9 protein-coding genes and 3 pseudogenes are annotated in these 12,158 nt (G+C 66.4%); 5 read left to right on the top strand and 7 right to left on the bottom strand.

The annotated features are described in order from the left end of the window. Positions 1–71: 71 nt before the first annotated feature. Both I3K84_RS16190 and I3K84_RS16185 read left to right on the top strand, forming a co-directional pair. Positions 72–371, top strand: a complete 300-nt coding sequence (locus tag I3K84_RS16190) for a helix-turn-helix domain-containing protein (RefSeq protein ID WP_016448653.1) — start codon at positions 72–74, stop codon at positions 369–371. Positions 372–378: 7 nt separating this feature from the next. Next, on the top strand, positions 379–1,734 hold the full coding sequence (locus tag I3K84_RS16185) for a HipA domain-containing protein (RefSeq protein WP_016452132.1): 1,356 nt from the start codon (positions 379–381) through the stop codon (positions 1,732–1,734). Between the two features lie 3 nt (positions 1,735–1,737). Here the strand turns inward: I3K84_RS16185 and I3K84_RS16180 are convergent, their stop codons facing one another. Beyond that, on the bottom strand, positions 1,738–2,661 hold the full coding sequence (locus I3K84_RS16180) for a LysR family transcriptional regulator (protein ID WP_016452133.1): 924 nt from the start codon (positions 2,659–2,661) through the stop codon (positions 1,738–1,740). 102 nt (positions 2,662–2,763) lie between these two features. Between I3K84_RS16180 and I3K84_RS16175 the strand changes: the two genes are divergently transcribed. Together I3K84_RS16175 and I3K84_RS16170 are read left to right on the top strand one after the other, a co-directional pair. Beyond that, on the top strand, positions 2,764–3,966 hold the full coding sequence (locus I3K84_RS16175; RefSeq protein WP_016452134.1) for a YbfB/YjiJ family MFS transporter: 1,203 nt from the start codon (positions 2,764–2,766) through the stop codon (positions 3,964–3,966). A 34-nt stretch (positions 3,967–4,000) separates the two neighbouring features. Continuing rightward, positions 4,001–5,074 (top strand): nitronate monooxygenase family protein, encoded by a 1,074-nt coding sequence (locus tag I3K84_RS16170; RefSeq protein ID WP_016452135.1) that lies wholly within the window; start codon positions 4,001–4,003, stop codon positions 5,072–5,074. A gap of 13 nt (positions 5,075–5,087) precedes the next feature. On the opposite strand, the gene metC is transcribed toward I3K84_RS16170, so the two are convergent. The 3 genes and pseudogenes from metC to I3K84_RS16155 all read right to left on the bottom strand — a co-directional run bounded on the left by metC (position 5,088) and on the right by I3K84_RS16155 (position 8,694). After that, entirely contained in the window at positions 5,088–6,305 is a 1,218-nt protein-coding gene (gene metC, locus I3K84_RS16165) for a cystathionine beta-lyase (RefSeq protein ID WP_016452136.1), read from the bottom strand. Continuing rightward, a pseudogene (locus I3K84_RS16160) lies at positions 6,305–6,955 on the bottom strand (Bug family tripartite tricarboxylate transporter substrate binding protein); the annotation flags it as partial. The pseudogene I3K84_RS16160 and the gene metC, both read right to left, overlap by 1 nt. 190 nt (positions 6,956–7,145) lie before the next feature. Next, positions 7,146–8,694: pseudogene (locus I3K84_RS16155) on the bottom strand (IS91-like element ISPps1 family transposase). Positions 8,695–8,752: 58 nt separating this feature from the next. On the opposite strand from I3K84_RS16155, the gene I3K84_RS16150 reads away from it, so the two are divergent. Next, positions 8,753–9,754, top strand: a complete 1,002-nt coding sequence (locus I3K84_RS16150) for an IS1595-like element ISCsp2 family transposase (RefSeq protein ID WP_011805635.1) — start codon at positions 8,753–8,755, stop codon at positions 9,752–9,754. A gap of 189 nt (positions 9,755–9,943) precedes the next feature. Here I3K84_RS16150 and I3K84_RS16145 read toward each other — a convergent pair. From I3K84_RS16145 to I3K84_RS16135, 3 genes and pseudogenes are all read right to left on the bottom strand, one after another. Then, positions 9,944–10,141: pseudogene (locus tag I3K84_RS16145) on the bottom strand (acyl-CoA thioesterase); the annotation flags it as partial. 18 nt (positions 10,142–10,159) lie between these two features. Then, on the bottom strand, positions 10,160–11,527 hold the full coding sequence (gorA, locus tag I3K84_RS16140; RefSeq protein WP_231403349.1) for a glutathione-disulfide reductase: 1,368 nt from the start codon (positions 11,525–11,527) through the stop codon (positions 10,160–10,162). Continuing rightward, the gene (locus I3K84_RS16135; protein WP_231403348.1) at positions 11,524–12,156 is read right to left on the bottom strand and encodes a glutathione S-transferase family protein; all 633 of its coding nucleotides are present in this window, start codon (positions 12,154–12,156) and stop codon (positions 11,524–11,526) included. The genes gorA and I3K84_RS16135 overlap by 4 nt, the downstream gene beginning before the upstream one ends. Between the last annotated feature and the right edge of the window lie 2 nt (positions 12,157–12,158).

Raw genomic sequence — 12,158 nt, 5'->3', positions numbered from 1 at the left:
TGGAAATTGTTTTGAAAATTCCCTAAGAAATCCTAGAATTTCGGAATATCAGAAATAAAGCCAATTCATCCATGCCGTCTTCCACGCCCATGAACGGCCCGCAGCAGGATCCCCTGCAGCCCGGGGCCGTGGTCATCGCTGACCTGTCCAGGCTCGGCGCCCAGATCCGTGCCATGCGCAAGGCCCAGCACCTGCGCATCGATGACACGGCAGCCCTGTGCGGCGTGTCGCTGGATCTGCTCTCCCGTCTGGAGAACGGCAAGGGCGGCGTGGGCTCCGACAAGCTGCTGGCCGTACTCGACGGGCTGGGCCTGGCCATGGTCATCGCGCCCAAGCAGGACGCCCTGATGGCACGACTTCCACGGGCCTGAAGCGCACATGGCCACGTCGCCGTCGCTTTCGCTTTCGCTGTGGAACGATGTCGGCACGCACGTGGCCGATGTGACCCACGAACCGCACAACGATTTCTGGGGGCTGCGGTATGCGCCTGCATGGCTGGAGCAGGAACGGCCTTTCTACCTGGCGCCCTGCCTGCCGCTGGCCGCTCCCGAAGGGGGCTACGACTCGCGCTCCATCCGGCGTTTCATCGAGAACCTGCTGCCCGAAGGCGCGGTGCTGGATGTGGTGGCCAGAAGTCAGGGCATAGGCAAGGGCAACATCTTCGGTCTGATACGCGCCCTCGGCGCCGAGACCACCGGGGCTTTCCGGTTTCAGGCCGACGGCAGCAAGCCCGATCCCCAGGCCGCCAATACCGCTCGCCCCATATCGACAGCCGAACTCGCCCAACGCATTGCAGACCGAGACACGCGCCCTTTCATCGAGTGGGATGGCAAAGTGCGCATGTCGGTGGCCGGCTACCAGGACAAGCTGCCCGTGCACGTGGAAGGCGAGAGCGTGCAGGAAGGCACCATCTTCCTTCCCGACAACGTTCCGTCCACCCACATCCTCAAACCCCAGCCGCGCGACAGCGCGGTGCCGCACATGGTGGTGAACGAGCATTTCTGCATGCGCCTGGCAGCGGCCATGCGCTTGCCTGCAGCCGAGGTGCAGATGCTGCACGTGCCACAGCCGGTGCTGGCAGTCAGGCGCTTTGACCGCGTGCGGCAGGCGCCGCAAAGGCGGGTCGTGCGCACCCACATCATCGATGCATGCCAAGCGGGCGATCTTCCCGTCAGCTACAAGTACGAGCACCACATCGGCAGCGTGGGCGATGCCCGGCTATACCGCGACGGCATGAGCTTTCCCCGGCTGTTCGGTCTACTGGAGCACTCGGTGGCGAAGGCTGCGGACAAGCTGGCAATGATCCGATGGGCGTTGTTCCAGATACTGATCGGCAATGGCGACGCACATGGCAAGAACTTCTCCTTCCACGTGCTGCCGCAGGGCCTGGCGACCGCACCCTGGTACGACCTCGTCAGCGTGGCCCAGTATCCCGATGTATCCCAGGAACTGGCCATGGCCTTCGGCGACTGCTTTGCGCTGGAGGAACTCACACCCTTCGAGTTTGCGCATTTCGCGCACCTGTGTGCGATAGACCGCAGGCTGCTCACACGTGAAGCCCAGCGCATGGCCAAGGCAGCCCCTGGTGCGGCGGCCAAGGTTCTGGGCGAATCGCCTTACACGCCAGAAGAACACGCCTTCGCCCAGCGCATCGCCGCCTATGCGACCGCCCAGGCCCAAAGACTGGTGGACGTCGCCCAGAAGGCAGCAGCCTTGCCTTCCGATCTGTTCTGAGTTTCAGGCAGACGCTGCCGGGACGGCTTCCATGCCCAGGGCCTCTTCGCCCTGCACACCCTCGATCCCCAGCACCTCCACGCACGCATGCAGCGCAGGCGACCAGCCCTGGCGCGCGGGCACGACGAACCAGGTTTCCACGCGGGCGACTTCCTGGGCGAGTGCGCCGGGCAGGGCCGTGATGTGCACGCCGAAGCGGTGCTGCTGGGCCTGGACCACGCTGCGCGGCAGCAGGCCGTAGCCCATGCCGGCGGCCACGCAGCCGAGGATGGCGTCCAGCGATCCCATTTCCATGATGCGTGCGGCCACGCCGCGCGTGGCCAGCAGCAGTTCGATGCGCTGGCGGTAGCTGCAGCCCTGGCGGAAGGCCAGGAAGGGCACGGCGCTGAGCTGGGCGGCATCGGGAAAGCGCGGCAGCGCGAATGCGGTGACCAGCACCAGTTCCTCCTCGAAAACCTTCCAGCCCTGCAGCCGCGACTGGGGCGGCATGCCCGAGACGAAGGCGCAGTCCAGCCGCCCTGCCAGCAGGTCAGCCAGCAGCTCGGCCGTGGTGGCCGTGCGCAGCTCCAGGTCCAGGCCGGGCCGGGCCTGGTGCAGGCGCGCCAGCAGCGGCGGCAGGCGCAGCGCGGCCGTGGTTTCCATGGAGCCTATGCGCAGCGCGCCGGCGGCCCGGGCGCTGCCCTGCAGCAGGGCCAGCGCCTCGTCATGGTCGGCCAGCATGCGCCGCGCGTATTGCTCCAGCAGGCGGCCGGCAGGCGTGGCGTGCACGGGAGCGCTGCGCTCCAGCAACTGCACGCCAGCCTCGTCCTCGAGCTTTTTCACATGGGCCGTCACGTTGGACTGCACGGTGTGCAGTTGCTGCGCGGCGGCGCCGAAGCTGCCGCTGTCGCAGACGGCCAGGAACATGCGCAGGGACTTCAATTGCATCGCGGCTCCAGTGGCATTCATCTTCAATCGAGATCGACGCCATCATTTTGAATCATTGGACATGATGACTCCGGCGGCTTAAGGTATGCCCATCCTCCCCGCATGGCGCCCACTCCCGTGATCCAACGCAACGAAACTTCCCTGCTGCTGACCGGCTTCATGGCCACGCTCAGCGGCGTCGGCCTGGCGCGCTTTGCCTACACGGCGCTGATGCCGCAGATGGTGCATGCCGGCTGGTTCAGCGGCGAGCAGGTGGCCTATCTGGGCGCGGCCAATCTGCTGGGCTATCTGATCGGGGCGCTGGCCGCCGCGCCGCTGGCCGAACGCCTGGGCGCGCTGCGCGTGCTGCTGTGGTGCTGGGTGGCCCTGGCGCTGAGCTTTGCGGCCTGCGCCTGGCCGCTGCCCATGCCCTGGTTCTTTGCCTGGCGCTGCATCTCGGGCATTGGCGGCGCCATCCTGATGGTGCTGGGCCCCTCCGTGGCCCTGGCGGCCACGCCCCTGCAGCGGCGTGCGGCCCTGGGGCCGCTGATGTTCTGCGGCATAGGTGCCGGCGCCCTGCTGTCGGCCACGCTGATACCGCTGCTGGCGCGCCAGAGCCTGGGTGCCGTCTGGTGGGCGCTGGCGGCGGTCTGCGCCTGGGCCGGCTGGCTGGGCTGGCGCCATGTGCGGCGGCTGCCGGTGCCTGCGCCCATCGCCATCACGCCCCATGCCCGGCCCGTGCCCGCCGCGCCCCTGTGGACGCTGCCCGTGGTGCTGGTGATGCTGGCCTATATGACGGACGCCTTCGGCTTTGTGCCGCACACGGTGTTCTGGGTGGACTACCTGGCGCGCGAGTTGCAGTTGGGCGATGCCTATGCCTCCACGCAGTGGGCCGTGTTCGGCCTGGGCGCCATTGCCGGGCCGCTGGTGGCCTCGCTGTGCGCCACGCGCTTTGGCTGGTGGGGCACGACCACGGGCGCCTATGCGGTCAAGACCCTGGCCATTGCCATGCCGCTGTTCTGGGTGGGATTTGCGGGGCATGCGACCTCGTCCTTCCTGGTGGGCGCGCTGTCGCCGGGCATGGCGGCCATCACCTCGGGCTACCTGATGCAGCTGATCGGCCCCGTGCAGCACAAGCGCATGTGGGGCTATGCCACGGCGGCCTTTGCGCTGATGCAGGCCGTGTCGGGGTATGTCATGGCCTGGAGCTATGCGGGCCTGGGCTCGTACCAGCGCCTGTTCGTCATCGGCAGCGTGTCGCTGCTGCTGGGCACGCTCATGATCGCCGCCAGCCGCGCCAGCGCGCGCCGGCAGGCTGCCGCATGAGTGCGCGGATTCGAGACAGGAAACAAGGAGTCGTATGAGCACCGCAAAGACCGCGTGGATGGCCCGCCTTGGCATGCGCCATCCCATCATCCAGGCCCCCATGGCCGGAACGTCCACGCCCGCGCTGGCGGCCGCCGTCACCGATGCGGGCGGCCTGGGCTCGCTGGGCATTGGCGCCAGCGGCACGGAGCAGGCACGCCAGCAGATCGTGCAGGCGCGCGCGCTGACTTCGGGCGCCTTCAACGTCAACCTGTTCTGCCACCGGCCGGCCCGGGCCGATGCGCAGCGCGAGGCCGCCTGGCTGGCCCATCTGGCGCCCGAGTTCGCGCGCTTTGGCGCCACGCCGCCTGCCACGCTCAACGAGATCTACGCCACCGCCGTCGGCAACGCCGCGCTGCAGGCCATGCTGCTGCAGGAGCGGCCCGCCGTGGTGAGCTTTCATTTCGGGCTGCCTGAGCAGGGCTTCATCGACGCGCTGCGCGCGGCCGGCGTCGTGACCCTGGCCAGCGCCACGTCGCTGGACGAGGCGCGCCAGGTGGAGCAGGCCGGTGTCGAGGCCATCGTGGCCCAGGGCGTGGAGGCCGGGGGACACCGCGGAACGTTCGATCCCGCGCAGGACCGCATGATGGGCACCTTCGCCCTGGTGCGCGTGCTGGCGCGCAACACGGCCCTGCCGGTGATCGCGGCCGGCGGCATCATGGATGGCGAAGGCATCGCGGCCGCGCTGGGCCTGGGCGCCTGTGCGGCGCAGCTGGGCACGGCCTTCATCCTCTGCCCTGAATCGTCCGCCAGCCCGGCCTACCGTGCCGAGCTGCGCAGCGAACGCGCCCACCACACAGGCATCACCGCCGCCATCTCGGGCCGGCCGGCGCGCGGCATGGTCAACCGGCTGCATGCGCTGGGCGCCAGCCATGGCCAGCCCCTGCCCGACTATCCGCGCGTCTACGACGCAGGCAAGGCGCTGCACCAGGCGGCCTCGGCGCAGGGCAGCTCCGACTACGCAGCCCACTGGGCCGGCCAGGGTGCGCCGCTGGCGCGCGAGATGCCGGCCGCTGCGCTGGTGCAGACGCTGGCCGGCGAGCTGGCGAGCGCTCAGGCAGGCCGCTAGAGCGTGTTATCCACTAAAGTGCCGCCAGCCCCTGCTCCAGATCGGCGATGAGGTCGCGCGGCGACTCCAGACCGATGTGCAGGCGCACCACGGGCCCGCGCGCACTCCAGTCGGTGACGCTGCGCGCCTGCGCCATGTGCGCGGCCGTCGCCAGGCTCTCGTAGCCGCCCCAGGAGGCGCCGATGCCGAAGAGGCGCAGGCCGTCGATGAAGCGGTCCACGGCGGCCTCGGCGGTGCCGGGCTGCAGCTCCAGCGACACCAGGCCGTTGGTGCCCTGGCAGTCGCGCAGCCACAGCGCATGGCCGGGGTGCGTGGGCAGCGCGGGGCAGAACACGGTGGCCACGGCCGGGTGCTGCTGCAGCCAGTGCGCCACCTCCAGCGCATGCGCCTCGTGCATCTGCAGCCGTGCGGCCAGCGAGCGCATGCCGCGCAGCACCAGCCAGGCATCGTCGGGGCTGACCGCCATGCCGAAGGCATCGCAGCGCGCGGCCAGCGGCTCCCAGGCGGCCTCGGTGGTGGCCACGGTGCCCATCATCACGTCGGAGTGGCCTGACAGGTACTTGGTGGCTGCCATCACCGAGACATCGGCCCCCAGCGCCAGCGGCCGGTACTGGCAGCCCGATCCCCAGGTGTTGTCGGCCACGACCAGAGCGCCGCGCGCATGGGCCATGGCCGCCAGCGCGGGCAGGTCGCACATTTCGTAGACCAGCGATCCCGGGCATTCGGCATAGACCATGCGGGTGTTGGGGCGCATGCGCGCCTGGGCGTCGCTGCCATCGGCCGCGAAGAAGTCGTACTCGATGCCGTAGGGCCGCAGCCATTGGCCGGCCAGGTGGCGCACAGGCTGGTAGGCGCTGTCGGTCAGCAGCACATGGTCGCCGGGGCGCAGGTAGCTGAGCAGGGCCATGCCGATGGCCGCCAGGCCGGTAGGCAGCAGCCGCGTGCGGTGGGCGCCTTCCAGCTCGCTGACGGCATCTTCCAGCGCAAAGCCGGTGGGTGTGCCGCGCGCGCCGTAGCTGAAGATGCGCTCGCCGGCGCGGCGCTCGCGCATCTCGCGCTGCTGTGCCGTGCTCTCGAACAGCACGGTGCTGGCGCGCACCAGGGGCGGGTTGACGGCCGTGCCGCCCGCATAGGTCGGGCGCTTGCCCGCATGCAGCAGCCGGGTCTGCAGGTCCAGCGCGGGGGCGCCAGAGGCCGATGATCCAGGCACGGGGGCGTGTTCGGCAGCCATCAGTCGATCTTCGCGCCCGAGAGCTTGACCACGCGCGACCAGCGCTCCATGTCCTGGCGCAGCTGGGCGGCAAAGGCTTCGGGCGTATTGGCCACGACTTCGCTGCCGCCATCGACGACCAGCTTGGTCACTTCCGGCAGTTGCAGGGTGCGCACGATGGCGTCGTGCAAGAAGGCCACGCGCTCGGGCGGCGTGCCGGCGGGAGCGAAGAAGCCGTACCAGTCCTCGAAGCGCGCATTGCGCAGGCCCAGTTCCTCCAGCGTGGGCACCTTGCCGAACACGCCGATGCGGCGCGGGCTGGTGACGGCCAGCGCACGCACCTGGCCCGCCTGGATCATGCCGGCCACGGACGAGGTGGAGGTGATCAGCACATCGACCTGCTGGCCCAGCAGATCGTTGATGGCCGGCCCCGCGCCCTTGTAGGGCACATGGGTCATGGGCACGCCGTTTTCCTTGGACAGCACCACGCCCACCAGGTGCGACAGCGTGCCGTTGCCGGGCGTGGCATAGGTGACGCGGCCCGGCTCGCCCTTGCTGCGCGCCACCAGGTCGGCAAAGCTCTTGAGGGGCGAGGCCGAGGCGACCACGATGGCCAGCGGCGCCGCGTTGATCTGCGTGATGGGCACGAAGTTCTTGAGCGGATCAAACCCCGACGGATAGGAAATTCAACCGCATGAGGCCAAGTATGGCACGAGTTTTGGGCCTCGAAACACGTTCGGCCAAGGAAGGTTGAGCGCTCGCTTGCCGCTCAATGGCAAGAGCTTGGGAGGCAGTATGCATTTGGGCCTGGCGCGCGCGCAGCTGCTTCCCCGCAGCGATGGATACCGCCGCTTCACTGGGTCACCAATTGACGCGCTGGTCTACCTCGTCGGGTTGAGCTGCCAGATCCCAATCCGGCTCGCCTTGCGCACCATCATCCACCGGCGCGTCGCAGCCCTCCCACAGCGGTGGCCCGCGTGCCGGGGTGATGTGCGGGGGGGGCAGACTCCACCCCGATGTGGTTCAGGATGTGGCGGATTTCGGCGCTGTGGGTGATGAAGGCAATGATGCGCATCTGCCCACCGCACATGGGGCACAGCAGCGGAAATGCCTCGTAGATGCGGGCAATCAGCACCGCCCACAAGTAATGCGCCGCTCGCTTCGGGCGTGCTTCAGGTTCGGGTGTGGGTGTGGCCGCGTTGCCCGGCGCCGCCACCCCAGGTACGCCCGCGCCAGGTTGTGCAGTCTCCACCGTGGCTGGTTGCGACGCAGCAGGCTGAGCCAGCGCCGTTACCGCCGCTCTCAGCGGCGAGTTTGGTGCCAGCACACCAAAGTAGCGGTGCCGGTGGGTGCGTGGCGGTGGCACCAGCGCGGCGATGCGGTCGATCAGTTCCAGCGGTGTGAGGTGCAGCTCATCTGCCTTGGCACCACGCTTGTCACTGGTGGGCTCGCTGCGCTGTTTGGCACAGCGGTACACCAGTTTGCTTCCCTCTTTGCGTAGGCGCTCCATGGAAAACGGTGGACGCGCGCAATAGCGCAGCAGCCGCTCCAGCGCAGCGCGGTCGTGGGCTTCGATGCACACCCCCGCATCCACCGAGAAGCCGCTGTGTTTGTAGCCCAGCATGTCTTTGGCGTCACAGTTCTCCAGCAGGCCCCGAGCAACGAAGGCGCGCAGGATGCGTTTTTGCAGTGTGGTCTGCACTGGGGCCACGGTAGCCGCATCGATGCCGGTGGCCGCGTGAAAGATGACACCCGGCGATGAGATTCGAGGGGTCGCATCAGCATCGCCCTCGCCCTCCACTTCCTCAAACACCCCGTCCACCACACAAACGTGGAAGTGGACGTGTTCATTGAGGCTGGAGCCGAATCGGTGAATGAAGGCGATGGCACCGATGTGCAGGCCTGCCTTGTCCATATGGGCCGCACCGGGGCTGTGGGTCTGCAGAGTTTGTGCGATCACCCGCAGAAAGATGCGCAGCACCATGCTCAGCACCGCTCCGTCGCGCTGCATGAAGTAACGAAGCCGCTTGGGAACCGACAGCACCCACTGGCGCACCGGCAGGCGGGGGAATACGTGATCGTTCAGGTGCGCTGCTGTCTCCACCATGCGCCGGGTGGTGCACGAGGGGCAGACTCCCCGGCCTTTGCAGGAGAAGGCTACAAAGTAGTCGTGCCCACAGTCGCCGCAGCGAGCGCGGGCAAAGCCATGGGCAAAGATGCCGCACTCAAGATACTTGGCAAACGCTTTGCGCACGAAGGGCTTGGGGGTGTGGTGGTCGCCCTGGCCGTCGAACTGACCCGCGCTGGCCAACTCTAGCCAGGTCTCGTAGTGCTCGGCTACCGTTTGGTAGAGCAGCGTGCGTTCGGGGTGGCGTGGGTTGTAGAGCTTGGGCTTGGAAGTGGCTGACATGAATACTGTACAAATGCAAGGGGTATCTATTTAGCTCCAGTGACGTGAGAATAGCTGGATGGAAACCCAGATGCTAACGCCAACTCCTGGAGGGGACTACCCCCGCACCTGGAACGAATTTCTTGACTGGTTTGCCACCGAAGAGGCTTGCCAGGCGTTCCTGGAGAAGCTTCGGTGGCCCCAAGGCTTCGTCTGCCCGCGTTGCGGCAACGCTGGCGATGTGTACCGCGCCAGCCGCACCCGCCTGATGTGCCGCTCATGCCAGTACCAAGGCACAGTGACATCTGGAACCATCTTTGACAAGACGCGCACACCGCTGCGTGTCTGGCTGGCTGCAGCTTGGTACCTGACCAATCAGAAACAAGGCGTGAGCGCCCTGGGGCTGCAGCGCGTATTGGGTTTGGGGAGCTACCAGACCGCCTGGACCATGCTGCACCGGTTTCGACGTGCCATGGTCCGCCCGGGCCGGGACAAGCTCAAGGGGCTTGTGGAGGTGGATGAAACGTACCTGTCCATCACGGATCGCAAGAATCCCGCCACCCCTGCAGGGCGCAAGAGCAGCACCACCAAAGTGTTGATGGTCATGGCGGTGGAGATCGTGGAGCCCAAGGGGTTTGGGCGCATCCGGTTACGCCGCATTGACCGAGACGCCGCCACCCACGTAATCCCCTTTGTGCAGGAGGTGGTCGAGCCTGGAGCCCAGGTACGCACGGATGGTTCGGCGGCATACCGCGCTCTGGGAGAACTGGGTTACACCCACCAGCGCACCGTCATGCTCGGCTCAGGCGTACCTGCCCATGTCTCCATGGCGGGAGTGCACCGGGTCGCCTCACTGGTACAGCGCTGGGTGCTGGGAACACATCATGGCTCTGTACAGCCAGACCACCTGGACGCCTATCTCGATGAATTCGTGTTCCGTTTCAACCGGCGCACATCCAGCTCACGCGGGATGCTGTTTTACCGCTTGCTGCAGCAAGCGGTGGTTACGCCGCCAGTGACGTATGGGGATGTCGTGAGCAAGAACACCGGGGAGAGCCAATCGGATACCATTGCTGGATGAAATCACAGTATCAATGGGGCTGCTGGAGCTAAATAGATACCCCTTACAAATGCACAGTATTCTGCGGCGATTGTTTGGGTACGCAAAGCACAAGGCCCGAACCGTCGCCAGTTCGGGCCTTGGCAGGGTAGCTTGGCTGCGGACTTACTTGCGCGCAGGGCAGTGGCACCGGCTGCGTGTGCTGCGTGTGACATGAATGGGTTCGCGAAACACCACCTGATCGACACTTCGCGTCACCACGTACTGACCCGACCAGCGGCTGGCGCAGGCGTAAGCCACCTGATCGAGCAGCTTAAGAATAGTGCCGCCATGAACATTGCCGGCGAAGTTGACTGTGTCGGGTGTCATCAGCACGGTCATCGAAGTCTGGTGGCGCGGCAGGTCCATCGGCTCGTCCCGGGCCTCTCAGCCGTGGCGACGCGTCGGTGCGCGTAGCGTCACGATTTCTTCGGCCGCCGTCGGGTGTACCGGAAGCACAGTGTCGAACTGTGCTTTGGTCGCCCCCATTTGCAGCGCTATGCCCGCCAACTGAATCATCTCGGCAGCCTCCAGGCCGACGATGTGGACGCCGAGCACGCGATCGCTTAAGCGATCCACGATCACCTTGATGAGCATGCGTTCGGGTTGGGCCGACATGGCGTGCTTCATCGGTTTGAAACGCGCCTCGTAGACGTCGACCGCACCGAATCGCGCTATGGCATCCTCCTCGCCGAGGCCGACCGTAGCCGCCTCGGGCGTAGTGAAAACGGCGGTAGGAATCAGATCGTGGGCAATGGGAACCTTGCGACCACCGAATAGCGCATCAGCCAGCGCATGTCCTTCGCGCACGGCGGCTGGGGTTAGCATCGCTCGTCCGGTGACATCGCCAACGGCGTAGATACCGGCCACCGAGGTCTGCGACCACTCGTCGACGATGATCGCACCGCTCGCAGAAGTGGTCACACCAACTCGCTCCAGGTTCAGCTCGCGTGTGTTGGGCTGACGCCCCGTGGCCCGCAAGACTGCATCAAAAGTGGCTGAACTGCCGTCAGACAACCGCGCCTGAATGCTGCCGTCGGCGTGGCGAGTGAGCCCCGTCACCGTGCAGCCTGGCATGATGGCTAAACCCGTGTCGAGCAGGGCCTGCTGGAGATGTTCGCGCAGACCGTTGTCGAAGCCGCGCAGCACGGTTGCGCCGCGCATCACCAGTGTGACCTGCGAGCCCAGGCGCTGCAAGAGGCAACCCAGTTCGAGTGCAATGTACCCGGCGCCCTGAACCAGCACTCGTGCCGGCTGCGAGGGCCATTCGAAGAAGGCGTCGGAATTGCTTGCCAGTTCCGCGCCCGGTAGGTTGTCCGCATCGGTCGGGCGTGCCCCGGTGGCGATGAGAATATGGCGCGCGCGGATGCGCTCACCACTGCCGGAGATTCGAACCACGCCTGGGCCTTCCAGGCTCGCGTGGTCGTGAAGGATCGACACCCCGGCCTGCGACAGCCCCGTGGTGTACGCAGCCTCCAGGCGGCTTACCTCCGCAGCCACGTTGCTGCGCAAGCGTTGCCAGTCGAAGCGGCGCTCACCAACTGTCCAGCCGAAGCCCGTTGCAACGTCAAAATCCGGCGCATAGCGTGAGGCCAGCACCATCAGTTTCTTGGGCACGCAGCCACGTATGACACAGGTGCCGCCGATGCGTGAGGACTCGGCCAATGCCACTCGGGCGCCGTGTCCTGCGGCGATGCGGGCAGCGCGCACGCCCCCAGAGCCACCGCCAATCACGAAGAAGTCGAACTCCTTCACGATAGGCCTACCATAACGTGGGTGCGGAACCCTGGCCGTTGCGACATGCGCTCGAGCCAGGCTAGCAAATGCGGATGCTCCGGTCGTTCCACAGGCAGTTCGAACCAGCGATAGACCGAGGGCCCGAGCGCAATGTCGGCCAACGAGAGCTCCGACCCGGCGACGAACGCGCTTTGCGCCAGAGCCGTGTCGAGCAGCGACATCCAGCGTGCCGTTGCCGCACGGTGTTGCTCAATGACTTCCGGCCGGCGTTGATCCATCGGCGTTCGGACTATGGATTGAAACAAGGGCGTGATGCCGTTGTTCAGCGTCCCTAGCTGCCAGTCCATCCAGCATTCCACCTCGCTTCGGCGCGCAGGTTGCTGCGGGTACAAGAATTCGCCCCGAGTGTTGCCAAGGTAGCGAAGGATCGTATTCGACTCCCAAACCACGTGATTGCCATCGATCAGCGTGGGCACTACACCGTTCGGGTTCAGCCGCAAATAGGACACCTCGCGGTTGCCGCCAAAAGCGCCGCCGACGTCCACCCGCTCACTCGGCAGAGACAGTTCAGCCAAACACCACATGACCTTTTGAACATTGGATGAACTCGACCGTCCCAGTACTTTCAGCATGTCATTGCCCTTCATTG

The sequence above is a fragment of the Diaphorobacter sp. JS3051 genome (genome assembly GCF_015832135.1).
Classification (GTDB): domain Bacteria; phylum Pseudomonadota; class Gammaproteobacteria; order Burkholderiales; family Burkholderiaceae_C; genus Diaphorobacter; species Diaphorobacter nitroreducens.
This window is presented reverse-complemented; position numbering and strand designations above follow the sequence as displayed.